The 19,870-nt window shown below is 72.7% G+C and carries 13 protein-coding genes and 1 pseudogene; 5 read left to right on the top strand and 9 right to left on the bottom strand.

Going from position 1 to position 19,870, the window contains the following annotated elements:
- Positions 1–163: 163 nt before the first annotated feature.
- Positions 164–1,750 (bottom strand): alpha-amylase family glycosyl hydrolase, encoded by a 1,587-nt coding sequence (locus BM419_RS09730; RefSeq protein ID WP_091926308.1) that lies wholly within the window; start codon positions 1,748–1,750, stop codon positions 164–166.
- Between the two features lie 431 nt (positions 1,751–2,181).
- Between BM419_RS09730 and BM419_RS09725 the strand changes: the two genes are divergently transcribed.
- On the top strand, positions 2,182–4,692 hold the full coding sequence (locus BM419_RS09725) for a glycogen/starch/alpha-glucan phosphorylase (protein ID WP_091926307.1): 2,511 nt from the start codon (positions 2,182–2,184) through the stop codon (positions 4,690–4,692).
- Between the two features lie 46 nt (positions 4,693–4,738).
- Here BM419_RS09725 and BM419_RS33210 read toward each other — a convergent pair.
- The 8 genes and pseudogenes from BM419_RS33210 to BM419_RS09680 form a co-directional block, all read right to left on the bottom strand.
- A pseudogene (locus BM419_RS33210) lies at positions 4,739–6,375 on the bottom strand (HAMP domain-containing methyl-accepting chemotaxis protein).
- Between the two features lie 267 nt (positions 6,376–6,642).
- Positions 6,643–7,707, bottom strand: coding sequence for an SGNH/GDSL hydrolase family protein (locus tag BM419_RS09715; RefSeq protein ID WP_091926306.1), 1,065 nt, complete (start codon positions 7,705–7,707; stop codon positions 6,643–6,645).
- A 99-nt stretch (positions 7,708–7,806) separates the two neighbouring features.
- A complete protein-coding gene (locus BM419_RS09710; RefSeq protein ID WP_091926305.1) occupies positions 7,807–8,754 on the bottom strand; it encodes a ferredoxin reductase domain-containing protein in 948 nt (315 codons plus the stop codon).
- Positions 8,755–8,783: 29 nt separating this feature from the next.
- The gene (locus BM419_RS09705; RefSeq protein ID WP_091926304.1) at positions 8,784–9,170 is read right to left on the bottom strand and encodes a hypothetical protein; all 387 of its coding nucleotides are present in this window, start codon (positions 9,168–9,170) and stop codon (positions 8,784–8,786) included.
- Between the two features lie 122 nt (positions 9,171–9,292).
- Positions 9,293–12,223 carry an EAL domain-containing protein gene (locus BM419_RS09700; protein ID WP_020093345.1) on the bottom strand — a complete coding sequence of 977 codons (2,931 nt, stop codon included), beginning with the start codon at positions 12,221–12,223 and terminating at the stop codon, positions 9,293–9,295.
- Positions 12,224–12,409: 186 nt separating this feature from the next.
- The gene (locus BM419_RS09695; protein ID WP_091926303.1) at positions 12,410–13,705 is read right to left on the bottom strand and encodes a M16 family metallopeptidase; all 1,296 of its coding nucleotides are present in this window, start codon (positions 13,703–13,705) and stop codon (positions 12,410–12,412) included.
- A gap of 88 nt (positions 13,706–13,793) precedes the next feature.
- On the bottom strand, positions 13,794–15,206 hold the full coding sequence (gene thrC / locus BM419_RS09690) for a threonine synthase (RefSeq protein WP_020093347.1): 1,413 nt from the start codon (positions 15,204–15,206) through the stop codon (positions 13,794–13,796).
- Between the two features lie 630 nt (positions 15,207–15,836).
- The gene (locus BM419_RS09680; RefSeq protein WP_091926302.1) at positions 15,837–16,250 is read right to left on the bottom strand and encodes a DUF4864 domain-containing protein; all 414 of its coding nucleotides are present in this window, start codon (positions 16,248–16,250) and stop codon (positions 15,837–15,839) included.
- A gap of 420 nt (positions 16,251–16,670) precedes the next feature.
- Between BM419_RS09680 and rutA the strand changes: the two genes are divergently transcribed.
- The 4 genes from rutA to rutD all read left to right on the top strand — a co-directional run bounded on the left by rutA (position 16,671) and on the right by rutD (position 19,866).
- Entirely contained in the window at positions 16,671–17,765 is a 1,095-nt protein-coding gene (gene rutA / locus BM419_RS09675; protein WP_091926394.1) for a pyrimidine utilization protein A, read from the top strand.
- Positions 17,766–17,800: 35 nt separating this feature from the next.
- Positions 17,801–18,586, top strand: a complete 786-nt coding sequence (gene rutB, locus BM419_RS09670) for a pyrimidine utilization protein B (protein ID WP_280141961.1) — start codon at positions 17,801–17,803, stop codon at positions 18,584–18,586.
- A gap of 114 nt (positions 18,587–18,700) precedes the next feature.
- Positions 18,701–19,087 (top strand): pyrimidine utilization protein C, encoded by a 387-nt coding sequence (gene rutC / locus BM419_RS09665; protein ID WP_020093352.1) that lies wholly within the window; start codon positions 18,701–18,703, stop codon positions 19,085–19,087.
- Entirely contained in the window at positions 19,084–19,866 is a 783-nt protein-coding gene (rutD, locus tag BM419_RS09660) for a pyrimidine utilization protein D (RefSeq protein WP_175556293.1), read from the top strand. Before rutC ends, rutD begins: the two co-directional genes overlap by 4 nt.
- Positions 19,867–19,870: the final 4 nt, after the last annotated feature.

The following is a 19,870-nucleotide window of genomic DNA, read 5'->3' as shown; positions in this document are numbered from 1 at the left end:
GGCGGATTTCGGCCGCTGGATACAGATCTTCGGCCCGGAACGACGGCGCCCGGCGTAACCGGACGGGTCCCGCTCGTCCGTCTTCGCCCGATCGGCGGTGCCCGCCCCGAGCCCCTGATTCGGTCCCCGGCCTGACGGGGGCCGGAGCCGGGGCGGCCTCGCGTCACCCGGCGCGGCGCAGAATCACCCCCTCGGCGGGCTCCAGCGCGAGGGTGAGGCCGGCCGGCTCGCCCGCGCGCCCCGGACGGGTCGAGAGCAGCACGGTCCAGGCCCCCTCGGGGAGCGGCAGGTCCTGCGACGCCGCGCCGAAATTCAGGAGCACGCGCAGGACGTCCCCGTCAGCGAAGCGCTCGTAGGCGAACACCTCGGCGATCCCGAGCGGCACCTCGCGGTAGCCGCCCACGGCGAGCGCCGCGTGGTCGCGGCGCAGGGCGAGCAGCCGCCGGTGCAGGGTGAGCATCGAGCCCGGATCCGAGCGCTGGCTCTCGACGTTCCAGGCAGCCCAATCCGCCGCCAGCGGCAGCCAGGGCTCGGCCGTGGAGAAGCCGGCCTGGGGCGTGTCGTCCCACTGCATCGGCGTGCGCTCCGGGTCGCGGCCGTGCCCGGGCTCGTTGTGCTCCCAGGGATCCCGGGCGCGGTCCGGGGGAATCGGCACGTGGCCGAGGCCGATCTCGTCGCCGTAGTAGAGGGTCGGCGTGCCCCGAAGGGTCAGCAGCAGCATCGCGGCGATGCGGGCCTGCGCCGGCCCGACCCGCGCGGCGATGCGCGGCTGGTCGTGGTTGCCCAGCACCCAGTTCGGCCAGCCGCCCTCGGGCAGGGCCGCCTCGTACTGCGCCACGAGGTCGGCCACCGCGTCGGCCCGCCACGGGGTCTGGATCAGCTGGAAATTGAACGGCAGGTCGGCCCCGGTCAGGTCCGGGCCGTAATAGGCGACCAGCCGCTCCACCGGCAGGTAGATCTCGCCGATCAGCACCCGCTCGCCGTACTGGCGCAGCACCCCCCGCATCCCGGCGATCACGTCGAAGATCTCGGGCCGGTCGGCGGAGTAGACCTGGGTGAAGCGGTTGATCTCGGGCGAGCCCGGCGCGTAGTCGGGATTGGCCGGGTTGTCGCGGAATCCCACATCCTTCATCAGGTGCCAGATCACGTCGACCCGGAACCCGTCGACTCCGCGCTCCAGCCAGAAGCGGAGCACGTCGTGCATGGCCGCCCGCACCGCGGGGTTGCGCCAGTTCAGGTCCGGCTGCTCCGCCAGGAAGGCGTGGTAGTAGTACTGGCCGGTGGTCTCATCCAGCGTCCAGGCCGGGCCGCCGAAGTTCGACAGCCAGTTGTTGGGCGGGCCGCCGCCGGGCGCCGGGTCGCGCCAGATGTACCAGTCCCGCTTCGGGCTCGCGCGCGACGACCGGCTCTCGGAGAACCAGGGATGCGCGATCGAGGAGTGGTTCGGCACGAAGTCGAGGATCACCTTCAGCCGGCGCCGATGGGCCTCGGCCACGAGGGCGTCGAAATCGGCCAGCGTGCCGAACAGCGGGTCGATCCCGCAGTAATCGGCCACGTCGTAGCCGAAATCGGCCATGGGCGAGGGGTAGACCGGCGAGATCCACACGGCGTCGACCCCTAGCCATGCGAGGTAGTCCAGCCGCGCCGTGATGCCCGGCAGGTCGCCGACCCCGTCGCCGTTCGTGTCCTGAAAGGAGCGCGGATAGACTTGGTAGACGGTCCCGCGCTTCCACCAGACGGTGTCGGTCATGCTGCGCCCCTCGCATCGGCGGCCCACGCTTAACCGCTGACCCGCGCCCTGGCGACCGGCGATGGATGCGCCGAGAGCGCGCGCTGCGCGCGAAATGCCCCGACGCGGCGTCGCCCGGGGAATGGCTGCGGCCCCCAAAACCTGTGCGCATGCCCCTCACGCAGGGCGACGCCGCGCGGCTGTGCCTGGAATGTCACGCCGCCCTGCCATATCTCCTCCGGCGTGCCCGTGCGCTCCGCCGGAGCGGCGCTGCCACGACTTCGCCGGAAGCCGACCGCATCGTCGGACGCTTCGGGGCACGGATCGCCCGTCCGTTCATGCGGCGGCAATCCATCAAAAGAGATAATCCGCCCACGATACCCCCGGCGCTAGAATCCGGGGCGACGACTTTGGGGGACCCGCACGTGTTGAACGATGTTCTGACCCGGCCTGTGCCACAAGATGTCTCGAGCGACGAGCGCGCAACCGAGGCGCCCGCCCCGGCCGCCTGGACCGCCCCGGTGCTGTCCGGCAGCGGCGACGCGGTGGTGGACCTGCGCGAGGCGATCCGCGCCAAGCTCACCTTCACGCTCGGCCGCACGCCCGAGACCGCCCGCCCGCGCGACTGGTTCGCCGCGACGGCGCTGGCCCTGCGCGAGCGAATCGTGGCCGCCGCGCTGGCCTCCGAGCGGAGCGTGCCGAACAAGCGCGTCTACTACCTGTCGCTGGAATTCCTGATCGGCCGGCTGATGTCGGACGCGCTGAACAATCTCGGCCTCACCGAGACGACCCGCGGCGCGCTCCGGGAGCTCGGGATCGATCTGGACGCCGTGCAGGAGGCCGAGCCCGATGCGGCCCTGGGCAATGGCGGCCTCGGGCGGCTCGCCGCCTGCTTCATGGAGAGCATGGCCAGCATCGGCATCCCGGCCATGGGCTACGGCATCCGCTACGACCACGGCCTGTTCCGCCAGTCCTTCGAGGACGGCTGGCAGCGCGAGGCGCCGGAGACCTGGCTGGCCGAGGGCAACCCCTGGGAATTCGCCCGGCCCGAGGCGACCTACGCGATCGGGTTCGGCGGCACCGTCACGCTGTCCTCGCCGGAGGAGGGGGTGATCCGGCGCCACTGGCAGCCGGCCGAGACCGTGCGGGCGGTGGCCCACGACGTGCCGGTGGTCGGCTGGCGCGGCCGCCACGTCAACGGCCTGCGCCTCTGGAAGGCCGAGGCCGGCGAGCCCGTCGACCTCGCCCGCTTCAACGGCGGCGACCATGTCGGCGCGGTCGCGGCGCGGATGCGCGCCGAGGCGATCTCGCGGGTGCTCTACCCGAGCGATTCCTCGGCCGAGGGCCAGGAGCTGCGCCTGCGCCAGGAATACTTCTTCACCGCGGCCTCGATCCAGGATCTCGTGGCCCGCCACGTGGCCGAGCGCGGCGACGTCCGGTCCCTGCCGGACCACGCGGCGATCCAGCTCAACGACACGCACCCGGCCATCGCGGTGCCGGAGCTGATGCGCGTCCTCCTCGACGTCTACGGCCTCTCCTGGGAGGACGCGTGGCACGTCACCACGCACACGCTGCACTACACGAACCACACCCTCCTGCCCGAGGCCCTGGAGACCTGGCCGGTGGAGCTGATGGAGCGGCTGCTGCCGCGCCACATGCAGATCATCTACCTGATCAACTGGATGCACCTGGAGGAGCAGGCCAAGCACGGCCGGCAGGAATCGGCGGATGCCGCGGCCTACCTCGCGTCGATCTCGCTGATCGACGAGTCGCACGGGCGGCGGGTCCGGATGGGGCACCTCGCCTTCCACGGCGCGCGCCGGGTCAACGGCGTCTCGGCCCTGCACACGGACCTGATGCGCTCGACGGTCTTCTCCGACCTGCACGCGCTGGATCCGGACAAGATCGTCAACAAGACCAACGGCATCACCTTCCGCCGCTGGTTCCACAACGCCAATCCCGGTCTCACCCGGCTCGCCGTGGAGACGGTGGGCGCCGGCGTGCTCGACAATCCCGAGCTGCTCCGGGGCCTGGAGGCCCACGCCGAGGATCCGGCCTTCGTGGCGCGCTACGCGGCCGTGCGCCGGGAGCGCAAGGAGGCCCTGGCGGCGATCATCGCCGAGCGCACCGGCATCGACGTCGATCCGGCCGCTTTGTTCGACATCCAGGTCAAGCGCATCCACGAGTACAAGCGCCAGCTCCTCAACGTGGTCGAGACCGTGGCGCTCTACCAGGCGATCAAGGCCGAGCCGCACCGGGACTGGACGCCCCGGGTGAAGATCTTCGCCGGCAAGGCGGCGCCGAGCTACGTCCAGGCCAAGCTGATCATCAAGCTCGCCTGCGACGTCGCCAAGGCGGTGAACGACGATCCCGAGGTCGCGGACCGGCTGAAGGTGGTGTTCCTGCCGAACTACTCGGTGAGCCTCGCAGAATCGATCATCCCGGCCGCCGACCTGTCCGAGCAGATTTCCACCGCCGGCATGGAGGCCTCGGGCACCGGCAACATGAAGTTCGCCCTCAACGGCGCGCTCACGGTGGGGACCCTCGACGGCGCTAACATCGAGATCCGCGACCATGTCGGGGCGGACAACATCTTCATCTTCGGCCTGGAGGCCGACGGCGTCCGCGCCCGGCAGGCCGAGCCGGACTACGCGGCCCGGGCGATCCAGGCCTCGCCGCGGCTGGCCGCCGCCCTCGACATGATCGCCTCGGGACGGTTCTCGCCGGAGGAGCCGGGCCGGTTCCGGCCGCTTACCGACGACCTGCGCCGGCGCGACCAGTACCTGCTCACCGCCGATTTCGACGATTACTGGCGGGTGCAGCGGTCGATCGACGCCGCGTGGCGCGATCCCCGCGGCTGGTGGGCGAAGGCGATCCGCAACACCGCCCGCATGGCGTGGTTCTCCTCCGATCGCGCCATGCGCGAGTACGCCGAGGAGATCTGGCGGGTCCGCCTGGGCTGAGTCGCCACCGGCCCGCTCCCCGCGCGGGAGCGGGCCTGCCCCGCCCTCAGGCCGCGCGCACGCCGTCCAGGAACCGCTCCACCTCCGCCGCGAGCCCCTCGGACTGACGGGACAGGGCGGTGGCGGCCGTGAGCACGTGGTCGGCCGCGACCCCCGTCCGATCGGAGGCCTCGGCCACCCCGGCGATGGTGCCGGTGACCTCCGCGGCGCCCCGCGTCGCCTCGGCGACGGTGCGCACGATCTCCCGGGTCGCGGCACCCTGCTCCTCCACGGCCGCGGCGATCGCGATCGCCACCCCGTTGATCTCGCGGATCCGGTCGATGATCGCGCCGATGGCGCCGACCGCGGATCCGGTCACGCCCTGGATCCGGCCGATCTGCGCGGCGATCCCGTCGGTCGCCCGCGCGGTCTTCTCGGCCAGGGCCTTCACCTCGCCCGCCACGACCGCGAAGCCGCGGCCGGCCTCGCCGGCCCGCGCCGCCTCGATGGTGGCGTTGAGGGCCAGCAGGTTGGTCTGCTCGGCGATGGACGCGATCAGCCGCACCACCTCGCCGATCTCGGAGGCCGCCTGCCGCAGCTCAGCCACGAACCCGGCGGTCTGGTCGGCCTCGCCGACCGCCTGCTGGGCGAGCGCGGACGAGCCGCCCGCCTGACGGCCGATCGCCTGGATGGCGCTGCCGAGCCGCTCGGTCGCGGCCGCCACCGTGCCGATGTTAACCGCCGCCGCCTCGGCCGCCAGCGCCACCGCGCCGGACTGGCTGGCCGTCTCCTGGGCGGTCGCGGTCATCTGGTGGGCGGTGCCCTCGAGTTCGCCCGCGGCGGTCGAGACCCGGTCCACGATCCTGGCCACAGCCGCCTCGAAGGTCCGGGCGAGGCCCATCGTGGCGTCCTTGCGGGCCGCGGCCGCGGCGGCGTCCGCGCGCCGCCGGCCCTCGGCTTCCGCCTCGGCGTTGCGGATGATCAAGCTCCGGATCGCCTCGACCGCCCGGCCGCTCCGATCTCGTCGCCGCGCCGCGCCTCCGCGATCGTGGCGGCGCCGTCGCCCTGCGCCACGCGCCGCAGCGCGGCGACGAGGCGGTGGAGCGGCCGCGTGACACCGACCACGACGATGGCCGCGGAGAGTCCCAGGGCGACGAGCAGGCCCGCCACCGTGGCGCCGATCAGGACCGTCCGGGCCTGCTCGGCCCCCTGCTGCGTGGCGATCTTCGCCTCGCCGAGGCGGGCCGCCGCCGCCGCCTCGTACGCCTGGGCCGCGCGGTCGAACTGCGCCCGGACCTCCCGGCTGGCGACCACGCCGACCTGGATCGCCGCCGGCCGGTCATTCCGGAGCGCGAGGTAGTTGGAGCGGTCGAGCAGGTCAAAATAGTCCCGGGCGACGGTGCCGATCTGGCGCTGCAGCGCCGCGATCTTCGCGCGCCGCGAGCCCTGTTCCAGCGTCTCGATGCCGTCGGCCACGGCCTTGACGGAGGCGTCGTAGCCCTTGCGGAAGAGGGGGATGTCGCCTTTCGGCTTGCCGATGATGAGATTGCGGTTCATGAGCGCCGCATCGACGAACTTTTCGCGGACACTTGAGAATATCTCGAGCCTCGCGAAATAGTAATCCACCAAAAATCTATCTCTCTCCTCGATCGCTCTGAGTTCTCTGAGCGAGTACGCGGCAGAGGCGGCGCACACGATCACCATGAACAAGAGCGGCGCGGACATTTTCACATGCAGGTTCGCATCGCGCAGGATCCGCATTCCGTTCGATCTCCGCCGGCGTCACCGGCACAGCTTATCACACGCCACGAACAGGAAGCCACGATCGATCACATCACTCTTCGCACGCACGAATACACGAACCGATACAGAGACTGGATTGATAATTACAGAGATCGATAAATCGAATGCCATAAAGGTGCGTTATTCAAACGCTCGTGCCTGCATGACTATGCCTGAACGGGGCCGGGGTCAGGCGCCTCGGACGAGCCCGAGCCGCAATCCGACGCGGCGCAGGCCGCGCCGCAGCCGGTGAAGCTGGCGCGCGGCGCGCGGGGCGAGGCCGAGTCTGCGCCGGCAGACGACGTGCGACACGCGCCCGATCCGCGGGCCTGGATCCGGCGCGCCCTTGCGCAGGGCGATGTCCGGGCGCTCCGCCGACTGCGCGATCGTCAGCGCGCGCGCCGCCGGGAGAGTCACGCTGCGGAACATCGCGCGCGTGTAGTAGGAGAACTCGTCGTAGGCGACGAGGGTCCGCGCGCGCCCGGTCGCCGGATCCTCGACCGTCAGCGTGCCCGCCCGCGGCCCGTAGGTCACGAGGAGCCCGATCACGTCGCGGGGGCGCCCCAGGGGAACGGCGACGCGCGTGCCCTCCGGGATCTCCAGGAAGTCCAGCGGGATGCCGTTGCGGCGCAGGGCGAACCCGCAGGTCAGGCCGGGGAGGGCGCGCAGCGGCAGGGCCTCGAACCGGCCCGGCAGGGTCCGGAACCGGTCGATATAGGCCCGCCCCGGCGGCGGCGCGCGCAGGAAGCTGTAGACCAGGGTGCCGTAGAGGTCGGCGCCCGCCGGCGTAACGTGGGTCGCGTCCTTCAGCAGGTAGGTGATGTCGCCCGCGCCCGCGGCCGCCACCGGGGCGGCGATGTCCAGATAGGGGATCCCGTAGAGGGCGCGGTACGCCGCCAGCAGGCCGGCGACGGGCTCGGCCGCGTAGTCGACGCCGCCCTGGTGGAGGTTGAGGAAGGCGACGGGCAGGTCCCGCCGGGCGGTCGCCGCGAGGATGTCGTCGAGATAGGCCCGCATCGTCGCGCCGTCGAAGTAGCGGACGTTGCCGGTGAACAGCTCGAGGAGGACGCGGTCGCAGGGGATCGCGTCCAGGATCTCGTCGATCAGCGCGGCGATGGAGGGCAGGGAATGGCCGCCCCAGCCGCTGCGGAGGAACGTGACCGGGCGCCCCTCGGCCTCGGCCAGGGCGTTGGCCCGCTCCACGTAGCCCGGCAGCTCCGTGACGCTGTAGCCGAGGCAGAGGACGCGGATCATCGGGGCTCGGATCGGACTCGGATCGGGCTCGGGACCGGCCCCGTGCGGCCGCCCCGGCGCCGGTAGCAGCCGGGCGCCGCCGCGTCGAGGCGACGGCGCTCAGTCGATCACGATCGGGTAGCAGCGGGCGCCCACCGCGGCGGCGAGCACCTGCACGGCGCCGACCGTCGAGACGTCGCCCGCCACGTGGACCACGTCGGTGGCGCGCAGGCTCGGCAGGTGGGCGCTGAGCGGGCCGGAGCGCACGTCCGGCGGCCGCTGGCGGCCGCGATCGGCGCAGAGCACGATCCGGCCGACCCCGGTGCGGCGCAGCCAGTCCAGGCTCTCGCGCATGTAGAGGTCCAGGGCGTCGCGGGCGCCGACGGCCAGGGCCATCTCGCGGGCGGGCTCGACGTAGCGGGCCGCCCGGGCGATCGCCCAGATCGCGCCGAAGCCGGCGCCGGCCGCCACCAGCACGAGCCGGCCGCCCCCGGGGCGGTACTGTCCCCGGCCGACGGGGCCCTTGAGGCGCACCGGCTGGTCGAGGCGGAGCCCGTCGAGCGGATCGCCCTCGGGGTCGCGGGCGACGTGGAACACCACGTCGTTGATCTCGGTCGTGCCGTCGACCCGCAGGGTCGGGGACAGCGTCCGCGTCGGCAGCCCCGCGAAGGTCACCAGCGCCTGGTGGCCGGGCTCGCCGGTCGGGCGCCGGGTCAGGGTCGCGACGATCTCGAGGATGCCGGGACTGAGCCGGCGGATCTCCGTGACCGTGCCCTTGCGGACGGTGACGGGCGGCGGCGGCGCCTCCTCCTGGCCCTGGATCGGGGCGCCGGGGAGGGCCGGGCGCAGGGCCTCGGCCCGGGCCCGGCGGGCCGGATGGCGGCGGCCGGACGGCGCCGCGCTGCCCTGAGCGATCCCCTGAGCGATCCCCTGGCCGGCGAGCAGGTTGCCGGACTGCGCCTGCAGCGGCGCGATCATGCCCTCGGCCAGCGCCGCCTCCAGCGGCGTGTCGCCGGTCGAGACGCGGACCGACCGACCGTTGACGACGAGCGAGCAGCGCGCCCCCATGGCTCTCCCCCGCATGCCCTGGTGACGGATCAGCGGGCGCGGATCAGGAGCGAGTCGACCAGGGCCGCCCAGCGCTCGCGGGTCGCGCGGACATCGTCGGTCGGGGCCGATTCGGTCAGGAGCTGGCGCTGCGCCCGCAGCGACTCGACCTCCTGCCGCTGGGCCCGGAGTACCGCCTTCATCACCTGCAGCTCGGTCTCGAGGCGGGCGATCGCGTCGGCCTCGTCCCGCGCCTCCGCGTCGTCCGCGGCCTCGTCGGCGTAGGCGTAGGCGTCGGCGAACGCGTCGACGCGGCGCGGGTCGCGGAGGGGCATCCGGGTCCGGACCTGCTGCTCCAGCCGGACCGGCCGGGCCATCAGGCGACGCACGAGGTCCGAGCCGCCCGCCTGCTGGTAACGCCGTGCCGCCTCGGCCATCCGACCCATCCCCATCGCGGGCGCTGGAGGGCCCGCCTATCAACAGGAGCTTGATCGGACATGGTTAAGGCGAACTTAAACCGATCCGCGACTTTCGCCGGATCGGGTCCCGGGAGCAGCCCTCAGGCCGCTTCCGGGGCGGCCCCGACGATCTGGCGGGCCTGCAGCATGGTCATCGGCTCGCCGAAGGCCGGGCCGAGGGCGTACTCGCAGCCGAGACCGGCGAGCGCCTGGGCATCGGCCTCGGACTCGCAGCCCTCCGCCACGATGGCGAGGTTCAGCTCGCTCGCCATGCGCACGATGGAGCGCAGGATCGCGGTCTGCCCGGTACCGATCTGGCGCACGAAGGTCGCGTCGACCTTGATCGTGTCGAACGGGAAGCGCTGGAGATAGGAGAGGGCCGAGTAGCCGGTGCCGAAATCCGACAGGCACAGGCCGGCGCCGAGGTCGTGGATCCGCGCCAGCATCTGGGCGGCGTATTCCGGGTTCTCCATCACGAGGCTCTCGCTGAATTCCAGCTTGAGCGAGCCGGGCAGGGCCCCGGAGCGGGCCAGCACGGTCTTCACGTCGTGCAGGAGGTCGTGGCGCAGGAGCTGGCGCGAGGACAGGTTGCAGGCCGCGAAGATCGGCGGCTCGACCTCCAGGGAGCGCTGCCACGCCGCGAGTTCGAGAGCCGTGCGCTCCAGGGCGAAGATGCCCAGGTTGACCACGAAGCCGCTCTCCTCGGCGAGCGGCAGGAAGGTCGAGGCGGGGATGCGCCCGAGCTTCGGGTGGTCCCAGCGCAGCACGGTCTCGAACCCCGCCACGGTGCGGTCCTCGAGCCGCACCACCGGCAGGAACAGCACTCGCAGCTCGTTGCGCTCGATCGCCTTGCGCAGGTCGCTCTCCAGCATCAGCCGGTCCGAGCGGTCGGTGCGCATGTGGGCGCGGAACACCTCGATCCGGTCGCCGCCGTTGCGCTTGGCCTGGATCATGGCGATCTCGGCGCTCTTGAACACCTCGTCGCGCTTCAGGTTGGCGCCGGCCTCGTAGAGGGCGAGGCCGATCGAGACGGTCAGGAAGATCTCCCGGTCGGCGTAGGTGATCGGCGTGGCGATCGCCCGGCGGATCATCTCGGCGAAGGCCAGGATCCGGTCGGGGTCGCGCTCGGAGAGCAGGATCACCGCGAACTCGTCGCCGGCGACCCGGGCCAGCGTGTCCTGCGGGCGCAGCAGGCGGCCGAGGCGGCGCGACAGGGTCAGCAGGATCGAGTCGCCCGCCGACAGGCCGATCGCGTCGTTGATGCCCTTGAACCGGTCGACGTCGAGGACGATCACGGTGGGCTTGAGGCGCTGGTCCTGGCCGGCGAAGGCCAGCGCCGCGTCGAGGCGGTCGCCGAACAGCTCGCGGTTCGGCAGGCCGGTGAGGCTGTCGTGCACGGCGTCGTGGAGCAGGCGCTCCTCGGCGGTCTTGATCTCGGTGACGTCCGCGATGGTGCCGACCACCCGGATCACCTCGCCGTCGGCGCCGATCACCGGCCGCGCCTTCAGGCGGTACCAGAAGAACGTGCCGGCCTCCGAGCGCAGGCGGAAATCGTGGACGATGCGGCCGCGCCGCTCCTCGATCACCGTGTCGAGGGCGGCCGAGTAGCGCTCCACGTCGAAGGGGTGGAGCGCGCCCAGCCAATTGGTGGCCGGCCCCTCCAGGGTGCCGCGGGCGAGGCCGAGCTGGCCCTCGATCTCAGGGCCGACGAAGACCCGGTCGGCGGGCACGTCCCAGTCGAACACCACGTCGCCGGCGCCGGTCAGCGCCAGCGCCCGCCGCTCCGTGTCGGAGACCAGGGTGTGGCTGAGGCCGCCGCCCGCGAAGGCGTGCTGGAGCACCGTGAAGCCGATCAGCATCACGATCAGCACGAGGCCGCCGATCAGGGCCGGCTGCACGAGGTCGCTGCCGATCTGGCCGGTGACCGCGAAGCCCGCCGCCGTCACCCAGACGACGAGCAGGAGCCAGGTCGGCACCAGCAGGATCGCCCGGTCGTAGCCGTTATGGGCGGCGAGGTAGACGATCAGCAGCAGGCCGATCCCGGCCACCGCGGCGATCGAGATCCGCGCCACGCCCGCCGCCACCGGCGGGTCGAACACCGCGAGCCCGACGAGGCCTGCCAGGAAGGCAAGCCAGAAGAACGCCACGTGGCTGTAGCGCACGTGCCAGCGGGCGAGGTTGAGATAGGCGAACAGGAAGACCAGCAGCGTCGCCCCGAGCACCGCCTCCGCGGAGGCCCGGTAGACCCGCTCGGCGAGTTCGGTGACCGGGAACACCCGCTGCAGGAAGCCGAAATCGATGCAGGCATAGGCCAGCACCGACCACGCGAGCGCGGCGGCGGCCGGGAAGATGATCGCGCCCTTGACCACGAACACGATGGTCAGGAACAGGGCCAGCAGGCCGCTGATCCCGATGATGATGCCCTTGTAGAGGGTCAGGCCGGCGGTCTTGCGGCGGTAGGCGTCCTGGTCCCAGAGGCGCAGCTGGGGGACGTTGGAGCCGCGCAGCTCGGCCACGTAGGTGACGGTGGCGCCGGGATCGAGCGTGATGGTGAACTGGTCGGCCTCCGGGTTCTCGTCCCGCTCGGGCCGGATGCCCTGGCTCGCCGTGATAGCGGCGATGCGCGAGCCGCCGAGATCGGGCCAGATCACCCCGGAATCGACCAGCCGGAAATGCGGGGCGACCAGGATGCGGTCGATCTGCTCGTCGGTGTCGTTGGTGAGCGCGAACACGATCCAGTCGGGCCGGGCGCCGGCGTCGCGCGCCTTCACGACGATGCGCCGGACGATGCCGTCCTTGCCGGGCGCCGTAGAGATCTGGATCAGGTCGCCGTCGGAGCGGTAGCGCTCGATCGCGGTGGTCAGGTCGATCACCGGCGCGTCGAGGGTGACGCGGACCGCCTCCACGGCCTGGGCGGGCGCGCTCGCGGCGAGCGTGAGCGCGAGGGCACCGACGAGACCGCCGACCAGGGTCAGGAGGAGGGCGAGGATGCGCAAGGGTGTCTTGACTTCCGGCCGTGCGAGCTTCGGCATCGGCCGCCCGGGCGGCCTCGATCGATAGGCGCGGACCTGACCTGGGGCAAGGTTGCCCCGGGGCCGGTTCACCGCCCGCGGATCGCGCCCCTTTGCGGCCAAATCAAGTTGGGCGGGGCGGGGGCCGGCCGTTGCGGGGGGTCTCCGCTCGCAAAGACGGTGGCGCGGCGACCGACCGAAGCTGCCCTACGCCCCCCGGAGCGCGCCCGCGATCCTGTCGAGGGTGGGCAGCTTGCGGATCGGGCCGATCGCCGCCAGCGTCGGCGTGCCCTGCAGCATCGCGGCCGCCGCGGCGCGGACGTCCTCGACCGTGACGGCATCGACCTTGTCGATCACCTCCCCGGCGGGAATCACCCGGCCCCAGGCCAGGATCTGGCGGGCGTTGCGCTCGATGCGCCCGCCCGGCGTCTCCAGGGCCGAGAGCAGCGAGACCTTCAGCTGCGCCTTGGCGCGGGCGATCTCGGTGGCGTCGAGGTCGCGGGCCGCCCGGGCGGTGGCCGCCAGGGTCACGTCGACGAGTTCGGGCAGGTCCGCCCCGGCGGTGCCGGCGCCGATTCCGAACAGGCCGCAATCGGAGAAGGGCCAGTGGAAGGCCTGGATCTCGTAGGCGAGGCCGCGGGTCTCGCGCACCTCCTGCCAGAGCCGCGAGGTCAGGCCGCCGCCCAGCACCTGCGCGAACATGTGGAGCGCGTAGTAGCGATCGTCCCGGAAGGAGAGGCCCGGAAGGCCGATCACCACGTTGGCCTGCTCGAGCTTGCGCGGCATCCGCCGCTCACCGCCGCCGTAGATTCCCGGCACCGAGGCGGGGGCGGTCTTGGCCGGCAGAGCGCCGAAATGGCGCTCGGCCGCCGCCACGATCGCCTCGTGGGTCACGGCCCCGGCGCCGGCCACGACGATGCGGTCCGGCGTGTATTCCCGGTCGAGATAGGCGCGGATCCCGGCCTCGTCGAAGCTCCGGATCGTCTCGGGCCGCCCGAGGATCGGCCGGCCGACCGGCTGGTCCGGGAAGGCCGCCTCCGTGAAGGCGTCGTAGACCACGTCGTCCGGCGTGTCCTCGACGGCGGCGTATTCCTGCAGGATGACGCCTTTCTCCCGGGCGAGCTCGCCCGCGTCGAACACCGAGTCGGTGAGGATGTCGCCGATCACGTCGAGGGCGAGGCCGGCATCCTCGCCGAGCACCCGGGCGGTGTAGCTGGTGCCCTCCGTGGAGGTGGCGGCGTTGATCTCGCCGCCGACATTCTCGATCTCTTCCGCGATCTTCTGCGCCGACCGGGTGCGGGTGCCCTTGAAGGCCATGTGCTCGATGAGGTGGGACAGGCCCGCCTCGTCGGCGCGCTCGTTGCGCGAGCCGGCGCCGACCCAGACGCCGAGGCTCGCGGTGGCGACCCCGGGCATCGGCTCGGTCACCACCGTGACGCCGTTCGGAAGCCGCGTGGTGCGCAGGGACGGCGAGGCGGCGTGGGTGGAGAAATGCTGGTTCATCGACGGCTCGTCGCGGAGGGGGCCGGATGCGGCGCGGGTCCCCGCTCCCGCACGGGAGAGGGGGCGCGTCGCGTGACGCGCGCCGGGCTCACGCACCCCTCGTGATGCGGGCGCGCTCGCGGATGAGCGCCTCCAGGGCGGCCTGGTCGTTGGCGACCCGGGTCAGGCGCTCGGGCCGGTCCATCAGGTCGGCGAGGTGCGGGGGCAGGGCGGGGCGCAGGCCGCCGGTCGCCCGGGCGACCGCGTCCGGGAACTTCGCGGGATGCGCGGTGGCGAGCGCCACCACGGGGGTCGCCGGGTCCCGCTCCAGGAGCCGCCGCCCGGCCCGGACGCCGATGGCGCTGTGGGGATCGAGCACCACGCCGGTGGCGGCCTGGGTCAGGGCGATCTCCGCCATGACGTCGGGCTCCGGCACCGCCACGGCGTCGAACTCCGCCCGCACCGTCGCCAGCACCTCGGGGTTCAGCGAGAACCCGCCGGACTGCTTCAGACCGGCCATCAGCCGCGACAGGGACGCGGCGTCGCGCCCCAGCGCCTCGAACAGCAGCCGCTCGAAGTTCGACGAGATCTGGATGTCCATGGAGGGCGAGGTGGTGGGGACCACGCCGCGCAGCTCGTAGGCGCCGTGCTCCAGGGTCCGCACCAAGATGTCGTTGGCGTTGGTGCCGATCATCAGCCGCTCGACCGGCAGGCCCATCTGCTTGGCGACCCAGCCGGCGAGCACGTCGCCGAAATTGCCGGTCGGCACCGCGAAGGAGACCGGGCGGTGGGGGGAGCCCAGCGCCACAGCGCTGGTGAAGTAGTAGACCGCCTGCGCCGCGACCCGGGCCCAGTTGATCGAGTTGACGCCGGACAGCCGCACCGCGTCGGCGAAATCGGCGTGCTGGAACAGGGCTTTGACGAGGTTCTGGCAATCGTCGAACGTGCCGTCGACGGCCAGCGCGTGGACGTTCTGCGCCGGCACCGAGGTCATCTGCCGCCGCTGCACCTCCGAGACCCGCCCGTGCGGGTAGAGGATGAACACGTCGACCCGGTCGAGGCCGCCGAAGGCCTCCACGGCGGCGGAGCCCGTGTCGCCCGAGGTCGCGCCCACGATGGTGGCGCGGGCGCCGCGCTCGGCCAGGACGTGGTCCATCAGCCGCCCGAGCAGCTGCATCGCCACGTCCTTGAAGGCGAGCGTCGGCCCGTGGAAGAGTTCCAGCAGGAACAGGTTGTCGTCGAGCTGGGTCAGCGGGCAGACCGCCGGGTGGCGGAACGTCGCGTAGGCCGCGTCGATCATCCGGTCGAGGTCCGGCCCGGCGACGTCGCCGTCGATCAGCGGGCGCAGCACCCTTTTGGCGGCCTCCGCGTAGGGCCGGCCCGCCAGGGCGGCGATCTCCGAACGGCCGATCTGCGGCCAGGTCTGCGGCACGTAGAGCCCGCCGTCGCGGGCGAGGCCCGCCAGGAGCGCGTCCGAGAACGAGAGCGGCGCGGCCGCGCCGCGAGTCGAGACGTGGAGCACGGGGTCCTCCGAGGGAAGGCGCCCCCTCTACACGATGCCGGCGGACCTGTCGAAAGCCGAGCGCCGCCGCCCTGGCTGCCGGGCGCGCACGGGGCGGGGCCGGCGGTTTAACCGGGGCTGAACGGGCCGGTTCAGGGCCGGTTGCCCGGCCGCGTCCTAGAGCCGGACCGCCCCGCGGCCCCCGAGCCGCCGGGGCGGATCCCGTCTCGGAGAGAGCCGACATGACCCGAATCATCGCCCTCGCGGGCGTCGCGGCACTGCTGTCCGGCACCGTCGCCTTCGCGCAGGCCCCGCCGCCGCCGCCCGGCGGCCCGAGGCCCGGCCCCGAGGCCGGCGCGCCACCCCCGCCCCCGGCGACCCGCGCCGCGGTCCCGGCCCGGACGGCCCCCCGCCGCCTCCGCCCCCGCCTCCGCCGTCGCGGGCCGCCCACATCGTGCTGGAGCGCGGCGACGCGCGGGTCGACGTGAAGTGCGCCGACGACGACACGACCAGGGCCTGCGCCGACGTCACCCTGCAGATGCTCGAGAAGCTCGGGACGTTCCGGCCCTGAGCTCGGCCTCCGCGCCCGCCGTGCCGGCGGCGGGCGCCCCTCGGGGGCGCGCTCTCCTGCGCGCTCTCCTGCGCGCGTCCTCAGGCGCGCGTGCCGGGCGCCTTGATGAGGCGGCAGCCGGTGATGCGCCACTGCCCGTCCGCGTCGCGGGCGAGGCTGTACTCGGCCGTCCAGTCGACGCCGTACTCGTCCTGGATCGCCACAGACTGGACCACGCCCGCCGCGTCCGTGTCCCGCGCCTCGCCGAACACGAAGCTGCGGTGGCGGTAGACCGGACGGTACTGGTTCCGGACCATGCCGATGAACAGGTCGGCATTCGGGAACAGCTCCCGGATCCCGGGCGCGGCCTGCTCGTAGGCGGTCTGCGCGTCGTCGCGGCCGAGCGCCTGCTCCTGCTTGGCGATGACCGCCCGGGCCGCCGCGCGCCCCGCCTCGTCGGCCGCCACCGGCCCCGCGAGACCGAGGACGAGGAGCAGGGCGGGCCACGCGCGCATCGCTGTCACTCCGGCAAGGTCAGGCAAGGTCCGGCAGGGTCGGACCGAGATCCGTCATCGTCACGGGAAGATGGTCTTCGCCACGCCCACGACAATGTTTGTGGCCCTGCCGACAGTTATCGCCGCACCGTCACCGCACCGTGACCGATCATCGCGCCGCGCGGAAGCGCGGGCCGGCGGGAAGGTGCGGCCGGACGGGAAGCGCGTACGGGTTGGGCAGGCATCGCGCCCTGGTTGTGCAAGTCGCTGGAAAGATAGGCATTTTTGCGCCCGACGGGCGCCGCGGGTTTGACCCTCCGCGGCGGTTTTGCGAGCCTCCGCTTGCCGACTCGGTTCCGGCGGGGGACCGACCGGGCGGAGCGCGGGACGACGATGCAGAGCCACGCGGACGACAGCGCCGATGCCCGTCCGGCACCGGCGATGAGTGTCGGGGTGTTCATCCCCATCGGCAACAACGGCTGGCTGCTGTCGGAGAACGCCCCGCAGTACCGCCCGAGCTTCGCGCTCAACAAGGCGATCACCCTGAAGGCGGAGGGCTACGGGCTCGACTTCGCCCTGTCGATGATCAAGCTCCGCGGCTTCGGTGGCAGGACCGAGTTCTGGGACCACAACCTCGAATCCTTCACCCTGATGGCGGGGCTCGCCGCCGTCACCACCCGGATCCGGCTGTTCGCCACCGCGGCGACCCTGTGCCTGCCGCCCGCCATCGTGGCGCGCATGGCCGCGACCATCGATTCGATCTCCGACGGGCGCTTCGGCCTGAACCTCGTCACCGGCTGGCAGAAGCCGGAATACGACCAGATGGGCCTGTGGCCGGGCGACGATTATTTTGCCAAGCGCTACGACTACCTGGCCGAGTACGCCCAGATCCTGCGCGACCTGTGGGAGACGGGCGCCAGCGACCGCAAGGGCACGTATTTCCAGATGAACGATTGCCGGCTGAGCCCCCGGCCGCAGGCGCCGGTGAAGATCATCTGCGCCGGTCAGAGCGGCGCCGGACTGGCCTTCACGGCCCAGTACGCCGACTACAATTTCTGCTTGGGCAAGGGGCTCAACACGCCGACCGCCTTCGCGCCCGTGGTGGAGACGCTCGCCGAGGCCGGCGCGCGGACCGGGCGGCGGGTGACCGCCTTCGCGCTGTTCATGATCATCGCCGACGAGACCGACGACGCCGCCATGGCGACCTGGGCGCACTACAAGGCGGGCGCGGATGCCGAGGCGATCGCGTGGCTCGGCGTCCAGGGCGCGGCCGACACCAAGTCCGGCAGCGACACCAACGTGCGCCAGCTCGCCGACCCGACCTCGGCGGTGAACCTCAACATGGGCACCCTGGTGGGCAGCTACGCCAGCGTGGCCGCGATGCTCGACGCCGTCATGACCATCGACGGCGTCGAGGGCGTGCTGCTCGTCTTCGACGATTTCCTCAAGGGCCTCGACGATTTCGGGACCCGGATCCAGCCCCTGATGCGGTCGCGCCGGCACGTGACGGCGGCGGCACTGCCCGAGGTCGCCTGATGGACCGCCCGATGGACCGACCGATGGATCGCCAGATGGATCGCCAGATGGATCGCCCCGCCGGATTCCGCGACGCCCAGGGCCGGCACGGCGGCGTCGTCCTGCCGGCCCGCCCGGAGCCGATCGCCCTCGATCCCGCGACCACGGTCCTCATCGTGGTGGACGTCCAGAACGCCTACGCGAGCCCGGGCGGCTACCTCGACCGGGCCGGCTTCGACGTCTCGGGCACCGGCCCGGTGATCGCCCGGATCGCCCGGGCGGTGGCGGCGGCGCGATCCGCCGGCATCCCGGTCCTGTGGTTCCAGAACGGCTGGGACCCGGCCTATGTCGAGGCCGGTGGACCGGGCTCGCCGAACTGGCACAAATCCAACGCCCTCAAGACGATGCGGCGGAATCCTGAAGCGAACGCGCAGCTGCTCGCCAAGGGATCCTGGGACTACGCGCTGGTGGACGCCCTGAATCCGGCGCCCGGCGACATCGTGATGGGCAAGCCGCGCTACAGCGGCTTCTACAACACGCCCCTCGACAGCACCCTGCGGGCCCGGGGCGTGACCACGCTGGTCTTCACCGGCATCGCCACCAACGTCTGCGTCGAGTCGACGCTGCGGGACGGGTTCCACCGGGAGTATTTCGGGATCGTGCTGGCCGACGCCACGCACCAGGCGGGGCCGGAGAGCCTGCAACATGCGGCGCTCGCCAACATCGAGACCTTCTTCGGCTGGGTCTCGGACGTCGCCGCCTTCGAGGCCGCCCTCGGGGCGTCCTCACACGCCGGGATCGATACATATGGCGGTACATCCGGCGGCGATCTGGCCGGATAAGTGCATCGCGCGCCCGGCCGGTGACCGGCAGGGTGCGCGAAGACCGCCGCGACGCGGCCTCCCGCGCGGCCTGCCCGGCCCGGCCGACAGGTCGCGCGCGGGAGGCGCAGGGGAATGCCCAAGCAGGTCGTGATACCGCCGGGGACCGGCAAGCCGCTGGCCCCCTACGTGCCGGGCACCCTGGCCGACGGGATCCTGTACGTCTCGGGCACGCTGCCGCTCGATGCGGAGGCCAACGTGGTCCATGCCGGCGACGCGGCGGCCCAGACCCGCCACGTGCTGGAGACCATCCGGGGCGTGGTCGAGGCCGCGGGCGGCACCATGGACGACGTCACCTTCAACCACGTCTTCCTGGCGGACTGGGCCGACTACGCGGCGATCAACGCCGTCTACGCCGAGTATTTCCCGGGCGAGAAGCCCGCGCGCTACTGCATCCAGTGCGGCCTCGTGAAGCCCGAGGCCCGCGTGGAGATCGCCGCGATCGCCCATATCGGCCGCTGATGGGCCCGCTCCATCACGCGGTGGCCGGCGCGGCGGGCGGGCGGCCGGTGCTGCTCTCGCCCGGGCTCGGCGGCGCGGCGGGCTACTTCGCGCCGCAGATGGCGGCCCTGACCGCGCGGTTCCGGGTCGTCACCTACGACCACCGCGGCACCGGGCGCTCGCCCGGCCGGCTCGCGCCGGACCACGACGTTCCCGCCATGGCGCGGGACGCGCTCGGGGTGCTGGACGCGGCCGGGATCGACCGGGCCGACGTGGTCGGCCACGCGCTCGGCGGCCTGATCGCCCTCCAGATGGCGCTGGACGCCCCCGGGCGGGTCGGGCGCCTCGTCGTGATCAACGGCTGGGACGCGATGGACCCGGCCACGCGCTGCTGCTTCGCGGCCCGCCGGGCGATCCTGGCCGGGGGCGGGCCGGAGGCCTACGTGCGGGCCCAGGCGATCTTCCTGTACCCGGCCCCCTGGCTCTCCGCGGAGGCCGACCGGGTCGAAGCCGACGCGGCGCAGGCCCTGGCGCATTTCCCCGGCGCCGAGACCGTGCTGACCCGCATCGCCGCCCTGGAGCGCTTCACCATCGCGGACCGTCTCGGGGCGATCGGCCACGAGACCCTGGTCATGGCCGCCCGGGACGACGTGCTGGTGCCCTACACCCGGTCCGAGCGGCTGGCGGCGGCGCTGCCCAAGGCCCGGCTCGCCCTCGCCCCGGAGGGCGGCCACGCCCACAGCGTCACCCGGCCCGAGGCCTTCAACCGGGCGCTCCTGGAGTTCCTGGACCGGGACTGAGCGC

It is taken from the genome of Methylobacterium sp. yr668, from assembly GCF_900116245.1.
In the GTDB taxonomy this organism is placed as follows: Bacteria; Pseudomonadota; Alphaproteobacteria; order Rhizobiales; family Beijerinckiaceae; genus Methylobacterium.
Note: the sequence above shows the minus strand (reverse complement) of the source record. Positions and strands in the feature narration are given on the sequence as shown.